The 22,912-nt window shown below is 63.8% G+C and carries 24 protein-coding genes and 1 tRNA gene; 16 read left to right on the plus strand and 9 right to left on the minus strand.

Annotated elements, in window-relative coordinates; translation table 11 throughout:
- Nucleotides 1-11 precede the first annotated feature (11 nt).
- A complete protein-coding gene (secD, locus tag OIK40_RS06075) occupies nt 12-1,610 on the minus strand; it encodes a protein translocase subunit SecD (protein WP_273677043.1) in 1,599 nt (532 codons plus the stop codon).
- Between the two features lie 52 nt (nt 1,611-1,662).
- On the minus strand, nt 1,663-1,992 hold the full coding sequence (yajC, locus tag OIK40_RS06080) for a preprotein translocase subunit YajC (RefSeq protein ID WP_273677044.1): 330 nt from the start codon (nt 1,990-1,992) through the stop codon (nt 1,663-1,665).
- 195 nt (nt 1,993-2,187) lie between these two features.
- On the opposite strand from yajC, the gene OIK40_RS06085 reads away from it, so the two are divergent.
- Nucleotides 2,188-2,264, plus strand: a tRNA-Pro gene (locus tag OIK40_RS06085).
- A 46-nt stretch (nt 2,265-2,310) separates the two neighbouring features.
- Here OIK40_RS06085 and OIK40_RS06090 read toward each other — a convergent pair.
- Nucleotides 2,311-2,847 (minus strand): sterol desaturase family protein, encoded by a 537-nt coding sequence (locus tag OIK40_RS06090; protein WP_273677045.1) that lies wholly within the window; start codon nt 2,845-2,847, stop codon nt 2,311-2,313.
- Nucleotides 2,844-3,644: a fatty acid desaturase gene (locus OIK40_RS06095; RefSeq protein WP_273677047.1), complete on the minus strand. Its 801-nt coding sequence runs from the start codon at nt 3,642-3,644 to the stop codon at nt 2,844-2,846. Before OIK40_RS06095 ends, OIK40_RS06090 begins: the two co-directional genes overlap by 4 nt.
- A gap of 181 nt (nt 3,645-3,825) precedes the next feature.
- Here OIK40_RS06095 and OIK40_RS06100 point away from each other — a divergent pair, with 181 nt between their 5' ends.
- Entirely contained in the window at nt 3,826-4,863 is a 1,038-nt protein-coding gene (locus tag OIK40_RS06100) for a fatty acid desaturase (protein ID WP_273677049.1), read from the plus strand.
- A gap of 33 nt (nt 4,864-4,896) precedes the next feature.
- On the opposite strand, the gene OIK40_RS06105 is transcribed toward OIK40_RS06100, so the two are convergent.
- A complete protein-coding gene (locus OIK40_RS06105; protein WP_273677051.1) occupies nt 4,897-5,313 on the minus strand; it encodes an acyl-CoA thioesterase in 417 nt (138 codons plus the stop codon).
- 124 nt (nt 5,314-5,437) lie between these two features.
- Here OIK40_RS06105 and leuC point away from each other — a divergent pair, with 124 nt between their 5' ends.
- From leuC to OIK40_RS06145, 8 genes are all read left to right on the plus strand, one after another.
- Nucleotides 5,438-6,868, plus strand: a complete 1,431-nt coding sequence (gene leuC, locus OIK40_RS06110) for a 3-isopropylmalate dehydratase large subunit (RefSeq protein WP_273677053.1) — start codon at nt 5,438-5,440, stop codon at nt 6,866-6,868.
- 45 nt (nt 6,869-6,913) lie between these two features.
- A complete protein-coding gene (locus OIK40_RS06115) occupies nt 6,914-7,102 on the plus strand; it encodes an isopropylmalate isomerase (RefSeq protein ID WP_273677055.1) in 189 nt (62 codons plus the stop codon).
- A gap of 12 nt (nt 7,103-7,114) precedes the next feature.
- Entirely contained in the window at nt 7,115-7,714 is a 600-nt protein-coding gene (gene leuD, locus OIK40_RS06120; protein ID WP_273677057.1) for a 3-isopropylmalate dehydratase small subunit, read from the plus strand.
- 25 nt (nt 7,715-7,739) lie between these two features.
- Nucleotides 7,740-8,738: an NADPH:quinone oxidoreductase family protein gene (locus OIK40_RS06125; protein ID WP_273677058.1), complete on the plus strand. Its 999-nt coding sequence runs from the start codon at nt 7,740-7,742 to the stop codon at nt 8,736-8,738.
- An 87-nt stretch (nt 8,739-8,825) separates the two neighbouring features.
- Nucleotides 8,826-9,149 (plus strand): DUF1476 domain-containing protein, encoded by a 324-nt coding sequence (locus OIK40_RS06130; RefSeq protein ID WP_273677059.1) that lies wholly within the window; start codon nt 8,826-8,828, stop codon nt 9,147-9,149.
- A 25-nt stretch (nt 9,150-9,174) separates the two neighbouring features.
- Nucleotides 9,175-9,408: a BolA family protein gene (locus OIK40_RS06135; RefSeq protein ID WP_068865424.1), complete on the plus strand. Its 234-nt coding sequence runs from the start codon at nt 9,175-9,177 to the stop codon at nt 9,406-9,408.
- 41 nt (nt 9,409-9,449) lie between these two features.
- Nucleotides 9,450-9,779: a Grx4 family monothiol glutaredoxin gene (gene grxD / locus OIK40_RS06140; protein WP_273677062.1), complete on the plus strand. Its 330-nt coding sequence runs from the start codon at nt 9,450-9,452 to the stop codon at nt 9,777-9,779.
- Between the two features lie 350 nt (nt 9,780-10,129).
- The gene (locus OIK40_RS06145) at nt 10,130-10,912 is read left to right on the plus strand and encodes an NUDIX hydrolase (RefSeq protein WP_273677064.1); all 783 of its coding nucleotides are present in this window, start codon (nt 10,130-10,132) and stop codon (nt 10,910-10,912) included.
- Between the two features lie 124 nt (nt 10,913-11,036).
- Here OIK40_RS06145 and OIK40_RS06150 read toward each other — a convergent pair whose 3' ends face one another.
- From OIK40_RS06150 to OIK40_RS06165, 4 genes are read right to left on the minus strand one after another with little or no spacing between them, the layout of a single operon-like run.
- Nucleotides 11,037-13,577, minus strand: coding sequence for a TonB-dependent receptor (locus tag OIK40_RS06150; RefSeq protein WP_273677066.1), 2,541 nt, complete (start codon nt 13,575-13,577; stop codon nt 11,037-11,039).
- A gap of 40 nt (nt 13,578-13,617) precedes the next feature.
- Nucleotides 13,618-14,028, minus strand: a complete 411-nt coding sequence (locus tag OIK40_RS06155) for a nuclear transport factor 2 family protein (RefSeq protein ID WP_273677068.1) — start codon at nt 14,026-14,028, stop codon at nt 13,618-13,620.
- Nucleotides 14,028-14,459 carry a nuclear transport factor 2 family protein gene (locus tag OIK40_RS06160; protein WP_273677070.1) on the minus strand — a complete coding sequence of 144 codons (432 nt, stop codon included), beginning with the start codon at nt 14,457-14,459 and terminating at the stop codon, nt 14,028-14,030. The genes OIK40_RS06155 and OIK40_RS06160 overlap by 1 nt, the downstream gene beginning before the upstream one ends.
- Nucleotides 14,459-15,202: an aspartate/glutamate racemase family protein gene (locus OIK40_RS06165; RefSeq protein ID WP_273677072.1), complete on the minus strand. Its 744-nt coding sequence runs from the start codon at nt 15,200-15,202 to the stop codon at nt 14,459-14,461. The genes OIK40_RS06160 and OIK40_RS06165 overlap by 1 nt, the downstream gene beginning before the upstream one ends.
- Nucleotides 15,203-15,400: 198 nt before the next feature.
- Between OIK40_RS06165 and OIK40_RS06170 the strand changes: the two genes are divergently transcribed.
- The 6 genes from OIK40_RS06170 (at nt 15,401) to OIK40_RS06195 (ending at nt 22,910) form a co-directional block, all read left to right on the plus strand.
- On the plus strand, nt 15,401-16,072 hold the full coding sequence (locus OIK40_RS06170) for a GntR family transcriptional regulator (RefSeq protein ID WP_273677073.1): 672 nt from the start codon (nt 15,401-15,403) through the stop codon (nt 16,070-16,072).
- 116 nt (nt 16,073-16,188) lie between these two features.
- The gene (locus tag OIK40_RS06175; RefSeq protein WP_273677075.1) at nt 16,189-17,097 is read left to right on the plus strand and encodes a hydroxymethylglutaryl-CoA lyase; all 909 of its coding nucleotides are present in this window, start codon (nt 16,189-16,191) and stop codon (nt 17,095-17,097) included.
- 33 nt (nt 17,098-17,130) lie between these two features.
- Nucleotides 17,131-19,188, plus strand: coding sequence for a hydantoinase/oxoprolinase family protein (locus tag OIK40_RS06180; protein ID WP_273677077.1), 2,058 nt, complete (start codon nt 17,131-17,133; stop codon nt 19,186-19,188).
- 4 nt (nt 19,189-19,192) lie between these two features.
- Nucleotides 19,193-21,079: a hydantoinase B/oxoprolinase family protein gene (locus tag OIK40_RS06185; RefSeq protein ID WP_273677079.1), complete on the plus strand. Its 1,887-nt coding sequence runs from the start codon at nt 19,193-19,195 to the stop codon at nt 21,077-21,079.
- On the plus strand, nt 21,076-22,284 hold the full coding sequence (locus OIK40_RS06190) for a CaiB/BaiF CoA transferase family protein (RefSeq protein WP_273677080.1): 1,209 nt from the start codon (nt 21,076-21,078) through the stop codon (nt 22,282-22,284). The genes OIK40_RS06185 and OIK40_RS06190 overlap by 4 nt, the downstream gene beginning before the upstream one ends.
- A complete protein-coding gene (locus OIK40_RS06195; RefSeq protein ID WP_273677081.1) occupies nt 22,284-22,910 on the plus strand; it encodes an isochorismatase family protein in 627 nt (208 codons plus the stop codon). Before OIK40_RS06190 ends, OIK40_RS06195 begins: the two co-directional genes overlap by 1 nt.
- Nucleotides 22,911-22,912 lie beyond the last annotated feature (2 nt).

Raw genomic sequence — 22,912 nt, forward strand, 5'->3', positions numbered from 1 at the left:
CTCGCGCTCCTTCAGATGGTAATATCATTGGGGCGCGCCTTGCGCAGCCACCCGGCAACCCACATGCGGGTCAGGGTCACGCCGGTGAAGACCGAGGTGAACAAGCCCACCACCAGCACCACCGCGAAGCCCTTGACCGGCCCCGAGCCGAAAGCAAACAGCGCCACGCCGGCGATGAAGTTGGTGAGGTTCGCGTCCCAAATCGCGCGGCTGGCTTCCTTATAGCCGGTTTCGACTGCCGCGATGACCTTGCGGCCGCGCTTGCGTTCCTCGCGGATACGTTCGTTAATCAGCACGTTGGCGTCCACCGCCGCGCCAATGGTGATGACGAAACCGGCGATCCCCGGCAAGGTCAGCGTCGTATTGAGACCGGCCATGATACCCAGCAACATCAGCACGTTGAACACCAGTGCGATGGTCGCATAGATGCCGAAACGGCCATAGGTGGCAATCATCAGCGCAATCACCGCAAGGCTGCCGATGCTCATGGCGAGCAAGCCCTTGCGGATCGAGTCCGCGCCGAGATCGGGCCCGACGGTGCGTTCCTCGATCACCTGCAGCGGCACCGGCAAGGCACCCGAACGCAGCGCGATGGCGAGGTTGTTGGCGCTTTCAGGATTGAAGCTGCCAGAAATCTGCGCCCGCCCGCCAAGGATCGGCTCGTTGATATTGGGCGCGGATAGCACCTGCCCGTCGAGGATGATGGCAAACGGCTTGCCGACATTCTCGCGCGTCAGCTTGGCGAACTTGGCCCCGCCCTGCGCATCGAAGGAGATGTTGACGACGGATTCGTTGGTCTGCGGATCGACCCCGGCCTGCGCACCGGTGAGGTTGTCGCCGCGGATACCGCCGAGCCGCCGCACCGCCTCGTACTGGCCGGCCTGCGGCGTTCCCGGCGCATAGGGAAACACTTGGCTGCCCGGAGGTGCGATGCCAGCCTGGACGTTTTCCGGCAGAGCATTGAGATCGACCAACTTGAATTCGAGCTGGGCAGTCTGGCCGAGCAGGCTCTTCAGTGCGTCGGGATCGTCAAGGCCCGGCACCTGCACGACAATGCGGGTATCGCCCTGACGGATAATGGTTGGTTCGCGCGTACCGAGTTCGTCGATACGGCGGCGCACCACCTCGGTGGCGCTTTCCATTGCTTCATCGAGCGCGGTCTCGATCCCCGACGTCGTGGGCGTCAGCACGATGCGCTGCCCGTCAACCACCGCCAGATCCCATTCACGGGTGAGATTTGCGCCCTGCATCACCGGTTCGAGCAGCCCGCGGGCACGGTCGATATCGGCGGCGCTTTCAAGCATGAAGCTCATCCGGCCATCGCCAGTCGAGACATCGCCGATCCGCACGCGCGGCTTGGCATTGCGCATCAGCTGGCGGACGGTTTCTTCCATGTTCTCGAGCCGCTGGGCGCGGATGTCACCGGCCTTGGCTTCGAGCAGCAGGTGCGAGCCGCCGGCAAGGTCAAGCCCGAGATTGACCTGCGGGTTGGGCAGGCTGGCGGGCCAGTCGAGACCCGAGACATTGAACAGCGACGGCAGCGACAGCACGGCTGCGGCCAGCGTCACGCCCCACAGCCAGAGCTTTTTCCATAAGGGGAATTCGAGCATTGCGTCAGAATCTCACGCAGAAGGGAGCGGCAGCTGGCAAAGCAGCGGCGGATCAGTCGTTGGCGGGCGTGCCGCCGGGCGGAATGATGTCGCCGATGGTGGCCTTAATCGCCTTGACCCGGACATTGGTGCCCAGTTCCAGTTCGACGAAGGTATCATCGACCTTCACCACCTTGCCGACGAGACCGCCGGCGGTGACGACCTGATCGCCCTTCTTCATGCCGGCGACCTTCTGCTGGTGTTCCTTCTGCCGCTTCATCTGCGGACGGATGATAAGGAACCAGAAGATCGCGATCATGCCGACGATCGGCAGGAAGTTGATCCATGCGGGCGGCGCTGCGGCAGCACCCGCTCCGGCGGCGGCGAGAAGGTCGATTGTCATGCGATAAAGCCCGTCAGGATCCCGTGATTGCGATGCGAGGCAAGCGCCCCGTGCGTTCAAGTGGGCGCGCCTAGCAGCAATGCAAGCAGGCGGCAATCATGCGGGCGGCAGCGGTGCATAGATGCAACACCGTTTACACCCCAAACCCGCTTGCCAGCCTCGAACACGGGCCCTATAGGCGCCGCTCCACTGGAACGGGACGTAGCGCAGCCTGGTAGCGCATCACACTGGGGGTGTGGGGGTCGGAGGTTCGAATCCTCTCGTCCCGACCAGTGGAGAAATTCTCCTCAATCCGTCCGAAGACGCGCCGCAGGCCCCCTAAAGGTTGCGGCCCACGGTCTCGAACGCGTCGTCGCTGCCGCCGACGCTGTCTCGCACCACGGCGACCCCTGCGGCCTTCTGCGCCTTGAGTTCGGCCTTCAGCTTGGCCGGATCGCGCGCGAAGACGAAGCCGAAGCTCACCCCGCCCTCCTTGCCGATGGTCGCATGGTGAAGCTTGTGTGCCTGCACCAGCCGCTTGGCATAGCCCTTGCGCGGCACCCACCGGAAATAGCGCTGATGCACCAGTCCGTCATGCACCAGCGTGTAGATCACCCCGTAAAGCGTCACGCCCACTGCGGTCCACCACAGCCATTCCCACCACAGCGATCCGACGATGTACATCACGGTGCAGATCGATCCGAATACCACCGCGAAAAGATCGTTCTTTTCAAGAGTGTTGTCATGCGGTTCGTGGTGGTCGCGGTGCCAGCCCCAGCCCCAGCCGTGCATGATGTATTTGTGCGCATACCATGCGAACAATTCCATGCCGATCAGCGCGGCGAGGACGATGGCGGCGGCTTCGAGCCAGCTCATGCGGGCACCTTTGTAGCTAGTCCGGTTGTACCCACCCCGGCCCGGCGCGCCTGCGGCAGCGCCCACCACGGCACGTCAGGACGGCGGTGATGTTCGAGATGATAGCCGAAATGGAAGCAGGTGGCGAGGCTGGCGAGCGTGCCGAAATCCTCGCTACGGGTGTTGTGATGGTCGTGAAAACGGCTTGTCGCGGCGGTGCTCGCGCTCGCTTGCGGCAGATGGCGGTGCGGGCGGAAGGTGCCGAAATAGAACAGCTGGAGCGATGAACAAAGCGCCGGCATCCCGTAGAGCAGCACGATCTGCACCATGGGAACGCCGATCACCAGCCAGTAGATGCCGACCACGCTGTGTACGTAGAGGATCGATCGCCAGCCGAAATAGCGCCGGAAAAACGTGGCATACCAGCGCAGGAAATCATCCGGGTTGTTCTCGTCGAAATCGGGATCGCCCGCGTGCCCTGCAAGTTTGTGGTGGGCGAAATGAGCATCGCGCAGGTGCTTCCAACCAAAGCCCGCATAGAGCGCCAGCAGCACCGCACCGATCGCGCCGTTGAGTTTCGGCCTGCCCGGCACCAGCGAGCCGTGCATCGCATCATGGCTGACAATAAACACCCCGACCGATAGCCAGCACCACACTGCCGCCATCACCAGCGCCAGCGGCCAGTTGCTCCATGTCAGTTCGAACACGAACATCGCGTAGAAATGGATCGCCAGCCAGCTGCCCGCGATGACAAGGGCCAGCGCCAACCCGATAGCGCCCTGCATCGTCCGTGCGGGAAGATTGAAGTGCGACTTCATGTCAGGAGGATACGCAAACCCGGCCCATGAGGATGCCTATAAAGTGCTGGAGCCGCCGTGCAATCGCGATTGCGCGAAGGGAGCAACAGAATGCTTGCGCTTTGCGGCATCCCAATGGATGGTGGTTCCGACACGACCTTGATGCTGAAATCTGGAATGTAACGCCTTGAACGCTATTTCGATGACCGACCGGCCGACTGCTGCCGGCGGTGAAACTGCTGCGATCGATCCCCGCAGACTTGCCTATGAACTCCGGCCCTTCACCAAGGTACGGACAGGACGCAGCATATGGGAACTGGCGGTGACGCTTGTCCCGTTTGTCGCGCTGGTTCTGGCGATGCTGATTGCGCTCGCATCGGGTTACGCAATCGGGCTGGCGCTGGTCCCGGTGGCGGGTCTGCTGCTGCTGAGAGCCTTCATTATCCAGCACGACTGCGGGCATGACGCCTTCCTAGCGAAACGGGCAAGCAACGATTGGCTCGGCAGAGCGCTGGGTGTGCTGACCTTCACCCCCTATGATTGCTGGCGGCGCTCGCACACGCTGCACCACGCCAACACCGGCAATCTGGATGCGCGCGGCTTTGGCGACGTCGATACCCTAACCGTGCGGGAATTCCAGTCCGCCGGACGCTTTCAGCGCCTGTTCTACAGGGTCTATCGCCATCCGGTTGTGCTGTTCGGCATCGGTCCCGCCTACCTGTTCCTCCTGCGCCACCGCCTGCCGATCGGCCTGATGCGGGAAGGAACGCGGTACTGGGTCAGCGCGATCGCCACCAACCTTGCCACTGCTGCGATTCTGGCAGCGCTGATGGCGGTGTTCGGGATCGGTAACACCTTGCTGGTGATCATCCCGACCTTGCTGGTCGCGGCCTCGACGGGGGTCTGGCTGTTCTACATCCAGCACCAGTTCGAACACGCGCACTGGGACAAGCGTGAAAACTGGTCGTTCCACGATGCGGCGCTGAAGGGCAGCTCGCACCTCGATCTGCCCCAGCCGCTGCGCTGGTTCACCGGCAATATCGGAATGCACCATGTGCACCACCTAGCCAGCCGCATTCCGTTCTATCGCCTGCCGAATGTGCTTGCAGCCTACCCGGAGCTGCGCAACCTAAACCGCTTCACCATCGCCCAGACGCTGAGGCCCCTCACCCTCACCTTGTGGGACGAGGATCAGCGGCGTCTTGTATCCTTCCGGGAGGCAGCCCGCGCATCAGGGTGACAGGGTGGGAGGCCGGGGCGCGGCCCCGGCGCTTCATTCCCCCTTGGGAAAGAAGAATTCGCGCAGGTGTTCGCCGATACGCGCCGGGCGCAGGGTTTCGGCGTCGATGCAACACCACGATGATTGCACTTCGGCCAGCACATCCTCGCCGCGCTTGATCAGCGTCGAGTAGAACGCGCGCGCGCCATTGAAGCGTTCGAGCACGGTCTGTGCGATGACGTCATCATCGAGGAACGCGGGCTTGCGATAGGTAATCTCGTGCTTGAGCGCGACCCATGCTTTGCTGGCGATATCCTCCGCCGGGGCGAGATCGTTCCAGTGCGCCAACACGGCATCCTGCACCCAGTTCAGGTAGCGGGCATTGTTGACATGACCCATGAAGTCGATGTCGGCCGGATCGACCTTGATCGGGTGATAAAACGGCGATGCGGGAGATTCGGTTGCTGACATATTTGTAAGTTATAGCCTAGAAAGCTTGCAAATCCATGACGAATTTGACCGGCGTCAATCGCGCACCTTGCACGAAGGCGCGGAGCGTGTCTAAGCGCACCTTCCAACAAGGAGCCGAGATGTCATGGCGAGCCGCCCGCGCACACTCTACGAGAAGATCTGGGACGCCCATACCGTCGAAACACGCGACGACGGAACGGCACTGATCTATATCGACCGGCACCTCGTGCATGAGGTTACCAGCCCGCAGGCTTTCGAGGCGCTGAAGGTCGCCGGTCGCCCGGTGCGCCGGCCAGAACTGACCCTCGCCGTGCCCGATCACAACCTGCCGACGACGCCGCGACTGGACAGCACGGGCAAGCCCGTTCCGATTGCCGATCCGGAAAGCGCCGCCCAACTTGCCGCGCTCGAGGTGAACGCGCCGGCTTTCGGCATCCGCTACATCCCGGCAACCGCGAAGGAACAGGGGATCGTCCACGTGGTCGGCCCCGAACAGGGCTTCTCGCTGCCCGGCACCACCATCGTCTGCGGGGATTCGCACACCGCCTGCCACGGGGGCCTCGGCGCGCTCGCCTTCGGGATCGGTACGAGCGAGGTCGAACATGTCCTCGCCACGCAGACCCTGCTGCTCCAGCAGTCGAAGCCGATGGAAGTGCGCGTCGAAGGCGATCTTGGCCCGGGCGTGAGCGCGAAGGACCTGATCCTGCACATCATCGGCCGGATCGGCGCGGCGGGCGGCTCCGGCTACGTGATCGAATATCGCGGGCGCGTGTTCGAGCAGATGACGATCGAGGAACGCCTCACCGTCTGCAACATGAGCATCGAGGCGGGCGCGCGCGCCGGCCTGATCGCGCCCGACGATGTCACCTTCGCCTATCTCAAGGGCCGCCCGATGGCCCCGCAGGGCGATGAATGGGATGCGGCCGTCGCTTACTGGCGCACGCTGCATACCGATGATGGCGCGGTCTTTGCCAAGTCGGTGACGATCAACGCAGCCGATGTCGAACCGAGCGTTACCTGGGGCACTTCGCCCGAGGACGTTGTGCCCATCGGGGGCTGTGTGCCGCATCCGGAGGAATTCGCCGACGAGAGCAAGCGCGTCGCGGCGCAGAAGTCGCTCGACTACATGGGCCTCGTCCCCGGCACCCCGATGACCGAGGTGAGAATCGAGAACGTCTTCATCGGTAGCTGCACCAACAGCCGGATCGAAGACCTGCGCGCCGCCGCCGCAGTGCTTAAAGGTCGCCGCAAGGCCGACAACGTGCGCTGGGCCATCGTCGTCCCCGGCTCCGGCCTCGTGAAAGCACAGGCCGAGGAAGAGGGGCTCGACAAGATCTTCACCGAGGCCGGGTTCGAATGGCGCGAGCCGGGTTGTTCGGCGTGTTTGGGTATGAACCCCGACAAGGTGCCGCCGGGCGAACGCTGCGCCTCGACATCGAACCGCAACTTTGTCGGCCGGCAGGGGCCGGGTGCGCGCACCCACCTTGTCAGCCCGGCGATGGCGGCGGCTGCCGCAGTCACCGGGCGGCTCGCCGATGTGCGAGCGCTCGGCTGATCTTGCGGACTTGAAACCGCCCCCCTTCAGGCGCATGGAACTGACATGACCGATAAGAAATCCGACAAGAAATCTGGCACCAACAAGGCTGCGCTGGGCGCGGCGGCAATCGGTTCGGCGGCGGTGGCGGCAGCCCTGCTCTATGCCGGGCGCAAGCTTGCCGCCAAGAAGAAGCCTAACGAGCCGACCCAGCCCGGCGCGATCCCCTCGGGCGAACCGCCCGAAACCGACTGAGGAGCACGGCGCATGCAACCGCTGACCCGCGTCGAGGGCCGCGCCATCCCGCTCGGCCTCAAGAATGTCGACACCGACATCATCATCCCGGCCAAATGGCTCAAGACCATCAGCCGCGAAGGTCTGGGCGCTGGCGCGTTCGAGGTGCTTCGGGCGGAACCGGGCAATGTCTTCGACGATCCCGCTTACAAGGGCGCGCCGATCCTGATCGCGGGCGACAATTACGGCTGCGGATCGAGCCGCGAACACGCGGCATGGGCAATGCTCGACCTCGGCATCCGCGTGGTCATCGCACCGAGCTTTTCCGACATTCATTCGGGCAACGCCGTGAAGAACGGCATCCTGCCCGTGGTGCTGCCGCAGGAGGCGGTTGATCGTTTGCTGGAGGTGGCGCGCGAGGGGCTGGAGATCACCGTCGATCTGGAACAGCAGACCGTCACCACCCCCTATCAGGACCGCTTTACCTTCAAGATCGACCCGTTCCGGCGGCACTGCCTGCTCAACGGGCTCGACGAAGTCGGCCTCACGATGGCCCGGGGCGAAGCCATCGGCGCGTTCGAGGCCAGCCGCACCGCTGTCCAGCCGTGGCTGATGCGCGGCACCGCGATCTGATCATTACCATTCGGGAGAGGACATCATGAAAGCCATTCGCACCCACCAGACCGGCGGGCCGGAAACCCTGACGCTCGACGAGGTCGAGGCCCCCACCCCGGGCAAGGGCGAGGTGCTGGTGGCGGTCAAGGCCTGCGCGATCAACTATCCCGACGGACTGATCATCCGCGACATGTACCAGTTCAAGCCGCAGCGCCCCTTTTCGCCCGGCGGCGAGATTTCGGGCGTGATCGAGGCGGTCGGCGAGGGCGTCGAAGGCTTTAAGGTCGGTGACCGGGTGATGGCGGGCATCGGCAATGGCGGCCTGGCCGAAAAGGTCGTGGTGCCCGCTGGACGCATTTTCCCGGTGCCCGACGGCGTGCCGTTCGAAAAGGCGGCGAGCCTGCTGATGACCTACGGCACCACCATCCACGGCCTTAAAGACCGTGGCCACATCAAGGCGGGCGATACCGTGCTGGTGCTGGGCGCAGCGGGCGGCGTGGGCCTGTCGGCGGTGGAACTGGCCAAGGCTTTCGGCGCGCGCGTGGTCGCCGCTGTTTCCTCCGAAGCCAAGGGCGAAGTGGCGCGCAAGGCGGGCGCCGATGAAGTGGTGATCTACCCGCGCGAGGCGATGGACAAGGATGCGTCCAAGGAACTCGCCAATGCTTTCAAGGCAGCCTGCGGCCCCGAAGGCGCGAACATCGTCTATGACATCGTCGGCGGACAATATTCCGAACCCGCCTTGCGCGCGATCGCGTGGGAGGGCCGCTTCCTTGTGGTCGGTTTCCCGGCCGGAATCGCCAAGATGCCGCTCAACCTGACGCTGCTGAAGAGCTGCGACATCTGCGGCGTGTTCTGGGGTGCTTTCACCGCCCGCGAACCGGTGAAGTTCCGGGCCCAAGTCGAAGAGCTGTTCGACCTGATGAAGGCAGGCAAGATCGATCCGCTGGTGTCCGAGACCTTCCCGCTCGAGCGCGCGGGCGATGCCATCGCCAAGCTGGAAAACCGCGAGGCGGTGGGCAAGCTCGTCGTCACGATGGAATAATGTATCACCGCGTGCGGCTTCGTGCTTGAAGCCGCGCGCAGGGGCCTTTATCGCTGCGGGTGGATCGTACCCGAGGGGACATAAGAAATGACCGATTTCAAGGACCGCGAACGCGCAGAGGAAGCCCATTTCGCGCTCGAGGAAGAAGTGGCGTTCCGCATCGCCGCACGCCGCAACCGGCTGATGGGCGAATGGGCGGCCGGGCTGATGAATCTTACCCCGGAAGAAACCGACGCCTATAAGAAGGCGGTGGTTCAGGCCGATTTCGAAGAAGCGGGCGACGAGGACGTGATCCGCAAGCTGCTCGGCGATCTGACCGCTGCCAGCACCGACATCAGCGAGGCGGATATTCGCGTCAAGCTTGAAGAGATGACGATCGCGGCGCGCCGCCAGCTGCTCGGCGAAGTCTGATCCTTACGCGAAGGGAGCCATCGCCATGCCGATGAGTGCCGCCGCCATCGAGGAAGCCATCCTCGCCGCTCTACCCGGAGCCACGGTTGAACTGACCGATCTCGCCGGTGACGACGATCACTGGGCCGCGACCGTCACCGCGCCGCAATTCGTCGGCAAGACCCGCGTCGCGCAGCACAAGATGGTCTATGCGGCCTTCGGTGGACGCATGGGAGGCGAACTCCATGCCTTGCAAGTGACCACCAAGGTTCCCACCTGAAACGCAACACCCGTTCAACCGCATCAGGGGCCACCCGAAACATGTCCGATACCAACGCCCGTATTTCCGATCTCGTCACCAGCAACGACGTCGTCCTGTTCATGAAGGGCACGCCGCTGTTCCCGCAATGCGGCTTTTCAAGCCGCGCGGTTGCGATTCTCGATCACTGCGGGGTCGCCTATGAAAGCGTCGACGTGCTGCAGGACATGGAGATCCGGCAGGGCATTAAGTCATTCTCCGACTGGCCGACCATCCCGCAGCTTTACGTGAAGGGCGAATTCGTCGGCGGCAGCGACATCATGATGGAAATGTTCGAAGCAGGCGAATTGCAGCAACTGCTCGACGAGAGCGGCGTCGAGAAGGCCGCGTAACAGCCCTTCCGCCGATCTTGCGCGCGCCTGTTCCGGCAATGGCGGGCGCGCTTCGGATACCAGAATAGAAAAGCGCCCCGCAGGACCAGTGCGGGGCGCTTTTTCATTTCAGGGGAGGCGCCGCCCGAAAACCAGGAAAGGCGCGCCTCTTATTGAAGACCATCGGGACCGCCACATACTATGCATATGGCGTGCCAAATCGCGGAAATGTCGGAAATCAGGGATTTTTCGGGGCACCGATACGGGCAGTCCGGAGCGATGTGTAAAGCAGCCCGACACTCCTCTCCAAAGCGGCAGGATAGTGCCTGCGTGCTTGGCAAGCGCCCGCCGGCGCGCCATGCTGACCGGTGATGAGCACTGATTCCCCAGCCCAGGGCATTCCCGCAGCCACCATCATCATCTTCCGCAACGCCCCGGCGGGCGGCGCGCCGGAAGTGCTGATGACCGTGCGTTCACGCAACATGTCCTTTGCCGGGGGCATGGCGGTGTTCCCCGGCGGGCGGGTCGATCCGGCAGACTTCGCTCTGGGCGAGGAAATCGCCGACCGCGCCGCCATCCCCGTCGATGAAGCCGCCCACCAGATCGCCGCCGTGCGCGAAACGCTGGAGGAAACCGGCCTCGCGCTCGGGCTGGCGGGGCAGATCGATGCCGACCGCGCCGCTGCTGCCCGCGCGATGCTGGCTGAAACACAGGCGCTCGCGCCGGTGCTGGCGGAGTTCGGCTGGAATCTGGACCTTGCCCAGATCACGCCCTTCGCGCGCTGGTTCCCGAAGAACGAGAACATCCCGCGCGTCTATGACACCCGCTTCTATCTCGCCAATCTGGGTACGGGCGCGGTCGATGTTTCGATCGACCATGCGGAAAACACCCATTTGTTCTGGACATCGGCGCAAGGCGCATTGGATGCGGCCGAGCGCGGCGAGATCAAACTGATCTTCCCCACCCGCCGCAATCTCGAACGGCTGGCGCTTTTCGGCAGCTACGAGGAGGCCCGCGCGCAGGCCGAAGCGATTCCGGTGCGCACGATCATGCCGCAGGTGGTGGAGCAGGACGGCAAGCCCTGGCTGACGATCCTGTCCGACGCCGGCTATCCGGTTACCGCAGAACTGCTGGAAAATGTGGCCCGGGGATAACACCCGCCCTCAAGCAGCTGTTGCGAAGCACAGCCGCTGGCTGAACCGGTAGGGCGACAAGGACTCACAAAAACGGCGGCGCGGGTTTTTCCCGTCGCCGCCGTGTCTGGCCTACCCGAGGGGCTCAGAACTTGTAGCCAAGCTCCACACCGAAGCGCTGCAAGCCGCCCGGCGAGATGAACGAGCCGCCGAATTCCACCGCAGTGATGACTTCGTTGAGATAGCGCTCGTCGAACAGGTTTTCGGCATAGGCGAAGATTGACCAACGGTCGGTCTCCAGCCCGATGCGCATGTCGACGACACCGAAGGTATCGCGCTGCGAAACCGAGTAATCGGCATCGCCCACGAAGGCCGGCAGCGCCAGCGCCGAACCCGGCAGCAACCCGCTGAACAGGGTCGGGTTGGTATCGTCCTGCAGAGTGTGGAACCACGTCGGGCCGGTAATCCGGTAATCGACGCGGCTGACGAAGTTGATCGTGTTCGACACCGGCAGATCGAGCTGGGTGCCGAGGTTGATGGTGTAATCGGCGGTATAGGGCGACTTGTTGCCCACCGTCACCGGACGCGAGGCATTGGCCTTGATCTCGCTGTCGGTGACGTTGGCCGAACCGAACACCGTCCAGCCTTCCAGCAGCTCGGCGGTGAGGTTGAGCTCGGCCCCGAAGATTTCCACCTCGTCGATGTTCGAGACAACGCGCAGCAGGCCGAAACCGCCGACGAAGAACTCGAAGAACTGCATGTCGTCGATATTGGTGTAGTAACCGGCCAGATCGAAGGTGATCCGGTTGTCGAGCAGATTGCCCTTGATCCCCGCCTCGAACGCGCTGGAGACTTCCTTGCGGTACTGGTCGTTGATCAGCACGTTGGTACCGATGAACTGGTTGAACGCCTGATCGACGATCGCGGCCGAGCCCTGGTTGTTGAAGCCGCCCGATTTGAAGCCGATACCCCAGTTGGCATAGAGATTGATATCGTCGGTTGCCTCGTAACGCAGCGAGATCTTGGGCTGGAACTGCTTGAAGGTCTGCGACTGATCGGGGATCGGCTGGACCACGCCGCCGACGACCTGCTGACCGGGATTGATCGGGCCGCCGGTGATCGGATCGAACACGGCAGGCACAAGGCTGCTGATGCTGCGGTCTTCGATATCGTAACGTCCGGCGACGCTGATGTTGAAGCGATCCGACACATCGAAATCGGCCGATGCGAACAGCGCGTAGACGTCAGTCGAGAAATCGTCGTTATACAGCTGGGTGGTGGGGTTGGCCGAACCCGGCGCGTTATAGAGCTGGCGGGTCACACCATTGCCGAGGTCCGCTCCGAGGCTGACGCCCACTTCGCGATCGATGTGCAGGTAATAGGCCCCGACCTGCCAATTGAACGGCCCGTCGCCGTTGGAAGCGAGACGGATTTCGGCGCTGAAATCGCTCTGTTCGCGGATCTGGAACTGGGTGCCGTCGCAGGTCGTCGGGCTATAGGGGCCGAAGGTCGAACCGTTGGCGGGCGCGAAGATGAACGGCACCGGGATCTGGCCGATGAAGGTCGGCGCGTTGAGCGGGAAGCCGGTGAGCGCCGCGGTCGAGCCGAAGCATGCGGCATTAGCAGCAGCTAGAGCGCCGGTCGCGGTTCCGGTGAAGTCAAGGAAGCGCGCGAAGTCGGCCGAGGTGCCGTCTGCGGTAAGCGACTGGTCAACATCGCTGTAAAGCGCCCAGGCCGTCAGCGTGACGCTGTCGAACTGGTGTTCGATCTTGGCCGAAGCCTCGAAGGTGGTCTGATCGTTGGTCGGACGGATGTTCGAATAGAAACCGAACGGGTGGGTGTTCACGTCCTCGAAGAAAGCGGGATCGACCGCAGCGAAATTGGGCAGGTGGAAGCTGGCGTTGAAGTTGATCGACGCCCCCGTGAGATCGGCATAGCGCGCCTTCACGTCGAGTTCGGTATTCGGCCCCAGCTCGGCCACGAAACGCCCGTCGACCGACCAGATTTCCTGATCATCGATGGTCTTGGAATTATTGAGGAAACGGTTGCGGAAGAAGCCGTCGGTGGTCGAATAGTTGCCCGACAGCACAAAGCCCGCCGTGTCGCCCACCGGCACCGAGACATATCCGGTGGCAAGATAGGTGTTGTCTTCGGCAGCGCGCAGCGTCGCCCCGGCTTCGAGCCGGTCGCCCGGCTTCAGGGTCTGGATCACGATCGCACCCGCCGCAGCGTTACGCCCGTAAAGCGCGCCCTGCGGGCCTTTGAGGATTTCGACCTGCCGCAGCGTGCCCTGGTTCTGATTCAATTGTGCGGTGTTGGTCTTGAGGATCCCGTCGACCACCAGCGCGACCGAGCTTTCCGCGTCGCGCGCACCGTTGATGCCGCGGATGTTGATCTGGGTGTCGCCCGCTTCGGCCGTGCCGGTAACGATGGTGACGCCCGGGGTCAGCTGGATGAAGTCGTCGGCGCGCTGCACCCCCGTCTTCGCCAGCGTGTCCGCGCCGAACACAGTGACCGACGCCGGCACATCGGCAAGGGTTTCCGACTGGCGGCGGGCGGTGACGATGATTGCGTTATCATCTTCTGCGGCCTGACTGGTGCCGGGGGCATCCTGCGCCATTGCAGGGGTGGCAAAGGCAATGGCGCCAAGAGCCGCGCCAGAGGCAAGAACGAGACGGACATTCATGGGACGGCTCTCCTAGATGCGAATGAGAGGATTGGAGGGATCAGACGAGGACATTGGCCCCGCTCATGTAGACATAGACTTCCTGAAACTTCGGCCCTTCGGGGCCAGGCCGCAGGCGCCAGAAATTGGTGTTGTGAAGCAAGGTGACATTGCCGTCCGCGTCATGCAGTTCGGCCACGAAATTCGCAGTGATGCGACCATTCTTCTCGTCCACCGTGCAGGTGAAATCACGGTGGATGATGGTTTCGTAGGCTCCGAAGAAATCCTCGAACATGCGCCGGATTTCGGCCTTGCCCGCGTGGCGTGTGAAGGCAGTCTGGACGCAGAACAGCGCGGTATCGTGAAAGCACGACAGCGCCCCTTCCATGTCCTTTGCATCGACGCGGGCGAAATACTTGTTCAGCGCGAAATCGATCAGCTCGGCGCGCGACATCACAGGTTCGTACTGCATCAGGCGTCCCCTTCCTTCAGCAGGTTGTCACCCGACATGTAGACATAGACGCGGTGGAACAGCCGGTCCTTCAGGTAGAAGCGGTTGCAGTTCTCGTAACGCAGCTCCTCGCCGCCGTTGGGCGTGATCAGAACGGTGAACTGGCTGCAGATCGCATTGGTTTCGGGATCGGCAGTGTGGACGAAATTGCCGTGCCAGATGCTCTCGAAATCGGCGAACAGCTTGACGAACATCGCCCGGATCGCTTCGCGGCCCTGATGCACGGTGTTGCTGGTCACCTCAGTCAGCACCGCGTCGGGCGTGAAGCAGTCGAGCACCTGATCCATGATCTTGTTGTCGACCCCGTCGAAATACCGCTTGGTGACGATATCGACATAGAAGGGATAGGGCAGCGGCGCCTGGCCGGGGCCGCCTTCGGTCCAATCGCTCATCAGTACCAGCCTTTACGGATGTTTTCGTGCATCGGCACCTCGGGGGCGGGGAAGGCCTTCTTCGAATGGGTCAGGCCGAGTTCGATCAGGGTTTCAAGCTGCTTGTAGGCAACCTGCCCCGGGTTCAGCACCGGCACCGGCAACTCGCCCTGCAAGTAAGCAGCCGACTGGTGCATCGTGGTGGAACCGAGGACGACCACATCGGCCCCGTCTTCCTCAATCGCCTTCATCGCTTCGGCCTTGAGCTTGGCGAAGACGACTTCCTCCTTGCCTTCGAGCAGTTCGGTGACGTCGGGCCGCGTGTCGATCGATCGCACGCTGGCGCAGCGGTGTTCCCAGCCGTGCTGGTTCAACACCTTTTCGTAGAGCGGGAACCACTGCGGCCACATGGTGATGACGGAGAATTTCTTGCCGAGCATCATCGCCGCAGCGAAACTTGCCTCGCCCGGTCCGACAACGGGGATGTTGAGTGCCGAGCGAAGCGGCCACAGCCCAGAATCGCTCACCGTGTCGATCAGCACGCCGGCATAGCCTTCGGCTTCTGCGGTGATGCCGGCCTGGAACACCGTCCAATCCATCAGCAGTGTATCGTGATAGGAGTCTCCCAGCGCCGCACCCCAGCGCACCGCCTCGAAGGTCGGCGCAAAGCCGGGACGCACGAAGCCATCAGGAAGCTGCTGGGCGCGATTGGCGACCCCGGCTTCATCCATCGCAATCGGCACGATAACCTTGATGCGGTTCACGGCACTCCCCTGTTGCCATTTCGCGAACCGTTATTGTATACAAATCGCTCCCGTCAAGTGCTTTCCCTAAAAGAGCCGATAGTGACAGGACAGGTGTGTTTTTGCAGCCGCAGCGCTTGTCGCGGCAAGTGACTGACTCCAGTAAGGACATGAGATGAACGCACCCCCCTGCCCCAATAGCGATCCGGTGATCCGCCGATGAGCCGCGCCTCTGATCAAGCCTATCAGAAGATCCGCGCCTATTTGCTGAGCGGAGCGGCACAGCCGAGCGAACAGCTGACCGAAGACCAGCTGGCGCAAATCGCGGGCGTCAGCCGAACGCCTGTGCGCGAAGCCGTGCGAAGGCTCGAGGACGAGTTGTTGCTGGTGCGCAGCGACACCAAGCGATTATTCGTGGCCGACTGGAGCCGCGACGATATCGAGGAAATGTTCACGCTCAGGCAGATGCTCGAATGCCACGCTGCCGAGCGCGCTGCGCGCCGCCTCTCGCGGGCGCAAGTGGCCCAGCTGGAGACCGTGAACCGCATCCTGAAGGACGCGATCGAGCGTCCGGTGCCCGATGTGGCGCGGTTTCTCGAAGCGAACCGCAGCTTTCACGAGCTGGTGATCGACGCCGCCCATTCGCCGCGCCTGGGCCAGATGCTGGCAAAGCTGGTGGAAGCACCGGTGGTGCTGCGGACAGCGCGCAATTACTCGCTCGACGATCTGCGCCAGTCGGCGCGCGATCATGACGAACTGATTGCCGCCTTTGCAGCGCGTGATCCCGAATGGGCCCGCGCGGTGATGGGTAGCCACCTGCGCCGCGCGTTTCACAGCTTTGCCAATACGGTAGGCCCGGCGGCCGGTGAAAGCACCTCCGAAGCTGCGTAACAACGCCGCACCCGGCGGAACGCTCCAATTGCACAAGCTGTGCGCAGGGCGATTGCAATTGTATACAAATTGGGTAAGTCAGCGCTCGGTCTCATCTTGACGGCAGGCGATTCACCATGGCGAGCGAAGCTATCGAACTGGTCGAAGTCGGTCCGCGCGACGGATTGCAGAACGAGCCAGACATCATCGCGACAGAAACCAAGCACGCGCTGATCGGGCGGATGATCGGTTACGGCGCACGGCGGCTCGAAGTGGCGAGCTTCGTGCACCCGCAGCGCGTGCCGCAGATGGCCGACGCGGAAGCCGTGATCGCCGGCCTGCCCGATCGCAAGGATTGCACCTATATCGGCCTCGTCCTCAACAAGCGCGGCGTGATGCGCGCGCTCGCCACCCGCGATGATGGTGCGCGCGGAATCGATCAGGTCGGCTGCGTGATCGTCGCCAGCGACACCTTCGGACAGAAGAACCAGGGCCAGACCATCGCCGAAGGGCTGGCGGAAACCCGCGATATGCTCCGTTTCGCCAAGGCCGAAGGGATGCGCGCGCAAGTCACCATATCCGCCGCATTCGGCTGCCCGTTCGAGGGCGAAGTGAAGCATTCGACCGTGCTCGCCATTGCCGAGGAACTGGCGATCGAGGCTCCGGAAGAAATCGCGCTGGCCGACACGATCGGCGTCGGCACCCCAGCAGAGGCGGGCGAATTGTTCGGCAAGCTGGGCGAACTGCTCGGGCAGAACATCCCCATGCGCGCCCATTTCCACAATACCCGCGGCACCGGCATCGCCAATGCGTGGGAAGCCTACAAGGCGGGCGTGCGGATTTTCGACGCCTCGCTCGGCGGGCTTGGCGGCTGTCCCTTCGCCCCGCGCGCGACGGGCAATATCGCCACCGAGGACCTTATCTACATGATGCAGCGTTCCGGTGTGGCAACGGGCATCGATCTCGAGGCCGCGATCGCGGCGAACAAGTGGTTTGCGGGGCAGCTGGGGCGCGAATTGCCCTCGGCCGTCGCGCGCGCGGCGTAAGCGGCGCAACAGGACAAGGCAAAAGGAGCCGGCATGACGTACAGGTTGGGTGTGGACGTGGGCGGGACTTTCACCGACCTGCTGCTGTTCGACGAGGCAAGCGGCGCGTTCTGGCGGCACAAGACGCCCTCGACCCCGCACGATTCCTCGGAAGGCATCCTCACGGGGGTCAAGGCGATCACCGAAAAGGCCGGGATCACGGCAGCAGACATCAGCTATTTCCTCCATGGCACCACCGTGGCGACCAATGCCGTGCTGGAGGGCAAGGGTGCGAAGGTCGGCCTCGTCACCACGCAGGGCTACCGCGACATTATGCAGATCGCGCGCAGCTTTGTGCCCGGTGGCCTTGCCGCGTGGATCGTGTGGCCCAAGCCGCAGCCGCTCGCACGGCTCGAACACACCGTCGAGGTGCCGGGGCGCATGGACGCGAAGGGCCGCGAGGTCGCCCCGCTTGATGAAGATGCAGTGCGCGCGGCGCTGCGCAAGCTCAAGGGCGACGGGATCGAGGCGCTCACCGTCAGCCTGATGAACGCCTATCTCAACGGCGCGCATGAAAGCCGCATCGGCGAGATTGCCGCCGAAGAACTGCCCGGCATCCCCGTTTCGCTTTCCCACGAAGTCCTGCCCGAAATGCAGGAATACGAACGCACGCTTTCGACCGTGGCTAATGCTGCGGTGCGTCCGGTGGTGAGCAAGTATGTCTCCAACCTGCGCAACAAGCTGGAGGCCGAAGGCCTCAAGGGTCGGCTCTCGCTGCTGCGTTCGGACGGCGGCTTGATGAGCAGCCAGAAGGCAGAGGAACACCCGGTCAACATCCTCATGTCCGGCCCCGCAGGAGGCGTGACGGGAGCGCTGTGGGTGGCGAAAAATGCTGGCTTCGAAAATATTCTGACGCTCGACGTGGGCGGCACCTCGACCGACGTGGCGCTGATCCAGGGGCTGGAGCCGCGCCGCCAGCGCACCACCGAAGTCGGGCACCTGTCGGTGCGCGCTTCAGCGCTCGATGTGAAGACGGTGGGCGCGGGCGGCGGCTCGATCGCGCACGTTCCCGAACTCACCAAGGCGCTGCGCGTCGGCCCGGAAAGCGCGGGCGCGGTGCCGGGGCCGGTGGCCTATAACAAGGGCGGCACGCTGCCGACCGTGACCGACGCAAACGTGGTCCTCGGCTACCTGCCGGAAGACCTGCTCGGCGGCAGCTTCAAGCTTGATCGCGAAGGCGCCAAGGCGGCGGTGCAGACCATCGCCGATGCGCTGGGCGTGACGCTGATGGAAGCCGCGCGCGGGATCATCGATATCGTCAATGAAAACATGTTCGGCGCGCTGCGGATGATTTCGGTGCAGCAGGGCTACGACCCTCGCGAATTCGCGCTGATGGGCTTCGGCGGAGCGGGCCCGCTGCACGTCAACGCGGTCGCACGGCTGATGGGTTCCTGGCCCGCGATCTCGCCGGTCTCCCCCGGCGTGCTGTGCGCCCTGGGCGACGCGACGACGCGGATGCGGACGGAGACAGCGCGCAGCTTCTCGCGCCTCGCCAAGGATACCACCATCGCCGATCTGGTCGCCGTGCTCGACGAAATGGCCGCGCAGACCCGCAACGAACTGCTGGCCGACGGCATCCCGGAGGACCAGATCACTTCGGAATTCGAAATCGACGTGCGTTACGCCGGGCAGGCCTTCGAGGTGCCTCTGACGATTACTCAGGACATTCTCGAGAAGGACGGGATCGAAGGCATCCTCGCCCGCTTCGACGAAGAGCACCTGCGTCTGTTCACCTTCAACATGGATACCCCGCACGAGATCGTGAACCTTCGCGCCGTGGCGCTGGGTCAGGCCCCTGCCCTGCCCGCTGCCGAATTGCCCAAGGGCGACGGCAATCCGTCAGCCGCCAAGATCCGCGACCACGTGCTGTGGATGGACGGCGAGGAACGCGCAGCGGTGATCTACGATCGCGCGAAGCTGCGGCAGGCCGACGTGATCGAAGGCCCGGCGATCATCACCGAGATGGATTCAACCACGCTCGTCGAACACGACTGCCGCGCGACTGTCGACGCGGTGGGCAACATCCTCATCACTCTGAAGGCGGAGGGCTAAGACCATGCCGGCTCGCATTATCGAACCCAACACCACCCCCTTCCAGAAGGTCGCGATTGATCCGGTCACGCTCGACATCATCGAGAACGCGCTGCGCAACGCACGCATCGAGATGGACGCGACCCTCGTGCGCACCGCGATGTCGCCCGGCATCCGCGAACAGGGCGACGCCTTCCCGTTGATCTCCGATCCCGCGGGCAAGATGATCGTCGGCCAGTTCGGCAGCTTTATCGACGGCTTCCTGCAAAGCTTCGACGGCACGATCGAGGACGGGGACATGATCTTCCTGTCCGATCCCTATTCTTGCGGCGGGGCGATTTCGCACTCCAACGACTGGCTGGTGCTGCTGCCGGTGTTCAAGGACGGGCGGCTGCTCGCCTATACCGCGATGTTCGGCCACCAGAGCGACATCGGGGGCTCGGTTCCCGGATCCATGCCCATCGGGGCGTCCTCGATCTTCGAGGAAGGCGTGCGCATCCCGCCGGTGAAGATCTGGAAGAAGGGCGAATACAACGAAGACCTGATGAAGCTGGTGATGCACCAGACCCGCAAGCCCGACTGGTGCCAGGCTGACCTCAACGCCCTGATCGCCTCGTGCCGCGTCGCCGCGCGCCGCGTGATCGAAATGGCCGAACGCTTCGGCGACGATGTCTATGTCTCGGCCACGCAGGAACTGCTGGCGCGCAACCACCGCGCGATGAAGGCACTGATCGGCATGGCCGTGGCCGAAGAACCCGTCAGTTTCGAGGATTACATCTGCGACGACGGCAAGGGCTACGGCCCCTACAAGATCCGCTGCACCATGTGGCGCGAGGGCGACAAGGTGGTGCTCGATTTCGACGGCACGGATCCGCAATCGGCCGCCTCGATCAACTTTTTCCTCAATGAAAACATGTTCAAGATGTTCTTCGGCATCTACATGATCATGGTCTTCGATCCGCAGATCCTGTTCAATGACGGGTTCTACGATCTGATCGAGGTGCGCATTCCGGAAGGCTCTCTGCTGAAGCCGCATTTCCCCGCCGCACTGTCGGGCCGGACGCATGCGCTGGGCCGCATCTTCGACATTCTCGGCGGGCTTCTGGGGCAGAAGACGCCGGAATTCCTCAACGCCGCCGGGTTCTCCTCGTCGCCCCACCTGTTCTATTCGGGCTGGGATGCACGCGAGGACGGAACGCGCGACTGGTTCCAGCTGTTCCAGATCGGCTTCGGCGGCATTCCGGGGCGTCCACTGGGTGACGGCCCGGACGGGCACTCGCTTTGGCCGGGCTTCACCAATGTCCCCAACGAATTCCTCGAACGCTACTTCCCGCTGCGGATCGAGCGTTACTCCACCGCGCCCGACAGCGGCGGCGCGGGCCTGCACCGCGGGGGCAACGGCATCCACATGACCTACCGCTTCCTCGCCGACGGCGAGATCGCGATCCATGACGACCGTTGGTTCGTGCCGCCCTGGGGCGTCAACGGCGGGCATCCGGGCGAGCGTGCGAAGAAGGTGCTCGAACGCGCCGACGGCACCAGCGAAATCGTCGGCAACAAGGTGGAAAGCGTGGCCGTGAAGGCGGGCGATCTGCTCCACTTCATCACCTGGGGCGGCGGCGGTTGGGGTGACCCGCTAGCGCGCGATCCGGAGCTGGTCGGTCTCGAAATCCGTCAGGGCCTCGTCACCCCCGCAGGCGCGCGCGCCTATGGTGTTGTCGCTGACGGCGAAGGCGTGGTGGACACCGCCGGAACGCAAGCGCTGCGCGCGGAAATGGCTGCCTCGCGCGGGGAACTGCCGCTGTTCGATTACGGCCCCGGCATCGATGCGCTGCGCGCCAACTGCGAAGCCGAAACCGGCCTGCCCGCCCCGATCCAGCCGGTCTGGAACATGCGGGAGGCCGCAGAATGAACGCCGTCACCCCGACCGCCAACACCAGCGCGCTGGCGGGCATCAAGGTGGTCGAGATGGGCCAGCTGCTCGCAGGCCCCTTCTGCGGCCAGTTGCTTGGCGACATGGGCGCCGACGTCGTCAAGATCGAACCGCCGGGCGCAGGCGATCCGATGCGCAACTGGGGCCAGGGCGACGAGAAGGTGCAGTGGGAAGTGATCGCACGCAACAAGCGCTCGGTCACCTGCAACCTGCGCGTGCCCGAAGGACAGGCCCTCGCCAAGCGGCTGATTGCCGATGCCGACGTGCTGATCGAGAACTTCAAGCCCGGCACGCTCGAACGCTGGGGCCTGTCGCCTGCGGAACTCCACGCCATCAACCCCGGCCTGATCATCGCCCGCATGTCGGGCTACGGGCAGGACGGCCCCTATTCCGACCGCGCCGGGTTCGGCGGGATCGGCGAGGCGATGGGCGGCTGGCGCTATATCGTCGGCGAACCCGACCGTCCGCCCAGCCGTATGGGCATTTCGATCGGCGACACCCTGTGCGCGACCTATGGCGCGCTGGGTGTGCTCGCCGCGCTGCACCACCGCGACAAGACAGGCGAAGGCCAGGTGGTCGACTCCGCGCTCTACGAGGCGGTGTTGCAAGTGATGGAGGGCCTTGTGCCCGAATATGACCGCAACGGCGTGATCCGCGAACGTTCGGGCTCGGTGCTGAAGGGCATCGCGCCGTCCAATGTCTATACCTGCAAGGACGGCAGCTACATGATCGGCGCCAATGGCGATGCGATCTTCGCCCGGCTGTGTCAGGCCATGGGCCGTCCCGAACTGGCCACGGACGAACGCTATTCGAGCCACATCGCCCGCGGCATCCATCAGGACGAGCTCGACGCGCTGATCAACGACTGGACCGGCACGCTCACCGTGGACCAAGTCGATGCGCTGATGATCGAATATTCGATCCCCGCGGGCCGGGTCTATCGCGCGCCCGACATGCTCGCCGATCCGCATTTCCAGGCGCGCGAGGCGATCATAGAGGTCGAGACGCGGGAGCGCGGCAAGCTGAAGATGCAGAACGCCTTTCCCAAGCTTTCGAGGACACCCTCCACCATCCGCCGTCCGGCTCCTTCGTTCCCGGGACAGGACAATGCGGAGGTCTATGGCGAGCGGCTGGGCCTCGATGCGGGCGAGCTTGAGAAGCTGGCCGCGGCGGGGATCATCTGATGGCCGGCCCCTCGGCAGCCGATAATTATGCAGGCGTGTACGAGGGGCGGCTCCAGCCGGGGACGCGTCCGGCGCTGCTGATCGTCGATGTGGTGGCGGCCTACCTCACCGAAGGCTCGCCGCTGTTCATGCAGAGCGCGGCGGCGGCGAAGGACAGCAACCGCCGCCTCGCCGATGCCGCACGCGCGGCAGGCGTGCCGGTGATCTTCACCAATGTCCAATATCAGCCCGGCGGCGCGGACGGCGGGGTTTTCTACAAGAAGGCACCGGTGCTCAAGGCGTTTGACGAAGGCTCGCCGCTGGGTGCCTTCCCCGAGGATCTGATCCCGCAGCCGGGTGACCGCGTGTTCACCAAGCAATACCCCTCCGCCTTCTTCGGCACGGGCCTTGCCGAGGTGCTACACGCCGAGGGTATCGATACGCTGCTGATCACAGGATATTCGACCAGCGGCTGCGTACGGGCGAGCGCGCTGGACGCGATGCAATACGGCTTTATCCCGCTCGTCGTGCGCGAAGCCTGCGCCGACCGCCACGAGGGCCCGCACGAGGCCAACCTGTTCGACCTTCAGGCCAAATATGCCGAAGTGATTGACGAGGCAGAGGCGTTCAAGGTCATCGGCGCCTGAGG

The sequence above is a fragment of the Erythrobacter fulvus genome (assembly GCF_028595285.1).
GTDB lineage: Bacteria > Pseudomonadota > Alphaproteobacteria > Sphingomonadales > Sphingomonadaceae > Erythrobacter > Erythrobacter fulvus.

Bases quoted from the DNA above. Each gene is read 5' to 3' on its own strand.
- OIK40_RS06105 (WP_273677051.1), bottom strand. From the start codon at position 5,313: ATGTCAGCAACCGAATCTCCCGCATCGCCGTTTTATCACCCGATCAAG.
- OIK40_RS06115 (WP_273677055.1), top strand. From the start codon at position 6,914: ATGACCGATAAGAAATCCGACAAGAAATCTGGCACCAACAAGGCTGCG.
- yajC (WP_273677044.1), bottom strand. From the start codon at position 1,992: ATGACAATCGACCTTCTCGCCGCCGCCGGAGCGGGTGCTGCCGCAGCG.
- OIK40_RS06090 (WP_273677045.1), bottom strand. From the start codon at position 2,847: ATGAGCTGGCTCGAAGCCGCCGCCATCGTCCTCGCCGCGCTGATCGGC.
- OIK40_RS06195 (WP_273677081.1), top strand. From the start codon at position 22,284: ATGGCCGGCCCCTCGGCAGCCGATAATTATGCAGGCGTGTACGAGGGG.
- secD (WP_273677043.1), bottom strand. From the start codon at position 1,610: ATGCTCGAATTCCCCTTATGGAAAAAGCTCTGGCTGTGGGGCGTGACG.
- leuD (WP_273677057.1), top strand. From the start codon at position 7,115: ATGCAACCGCTGACCCGCGTCGAGGGCCGCGCCATCCCGCTCGGCCTC.
- OIK40_RS06145 (WP_273677064.1), top strand. From the start codon at position 10,130: ATGAGCACTGATTCCCCAGCCCAGGGCATTCCCGCAGCCACCATCATC.
- grxD (WP_273677062.1), top strand. From the start codon at position 9,450: ATGTCCGATACCAACGCCCGTATTTCCGATCTCGTCACCAGCAACGAC.
- OIK40_RS06125 (WP_273677058.1), top strand. From the start codon at position 7,740: ATGAAAGCCATTCGCACCCACCAGACCGGCGGGCCGGAAACCCTGACG.
- OIK40_RS06095 (WP_273677047.1), bottom strand. From the start codon at position 3,644: ATGAAGTCGCACTTCAATCTTCCCGCACGGACGATGCAGGGCGCTATC.
- OIK40_RS06180 (WP_273677077.1), top strand. From the start codon at position 17,131: ATGACGTACAGGTTGGGTGTGGACGTGGGCGGGACTTTCACCGACCTG.
- OIK40_RS06130 (WP_273677059.1), top strand. From the start codon at position 8,826: ATGACCGATTTCAAGGACCGCGAACGCGCAGAGGAAGCCCATTTCGCG.
- OIK40_RS06135 (WP_068865424.1), top strand. From the start codon at position 9,175: ATGCCGATGAGTGCCGCCGCCATCGAGGAAGCCATCCTCGCCGCTCTA.
- OIK40_RS06155 (WP_273677068.1), bottom strand. From the start codon at position 14,028: ATGCAGTACGAACCTGTGATGTCGCGCGCCGAGCTGATCGATTTCGCG.
- OIK40_RS06100 (WP_273677049.1), top strand. From the start codon at position 3,826: ATGACCGACCGGCCGACTGCTGCCGGCGGTGAAACTGCTGCGATCGAT.
- OIK40_RS06190 (WP_273677080.1), top strand. From the start codon at position 21,076: ATGAACGCCGTCACCCCGACCGCCAACACCAGCGCGCTGGCGGGCATC.
- OIK40_RS06150 (WP_273677066.1), bottom strand. From the start codon at position 13,577: ATGAATGTCCGTCTCGTTCTTGCCTCTGGCGCGGCTCTTGGCGCCATT.
- OIK40_RS06175 (WP_273677075.1), top strand. From the start codon at position 16,189: ATGGCGAGCGAAGCTATCGAACTGGTCGAAGTCGGTCCGCGCGACGGA.
- leuC (WP_273677053.1), top strand. From the start codon at position 5,438: ATGGCGAGCCGCCCGCGCACACTCTACGAGAAGATCTGGGACGCCCAT.
- OIK40_RS06170 (WP_273677073.1), top strand. From the start codon at position 15,401: ATGAGCCGCGCCTCTGATCAAGCCTATCAGAAGATCCGCGCCTATTTG.
- OIK40_RS06185 (WP_273677079.1), top strand. From the start codon at position 19,193: ATGCCGGCTCGCATTATCGAACCCAACACCACCCCCTTCCAGAAGGTC.
- OIK40_RS06160 (WP_273677070.1), bottom strand. From the start codon at position 14,459: ATGAGCGATTGGACCGAAGGCGGCCCCGGCCAGGCGCCGCTGCCCTAT.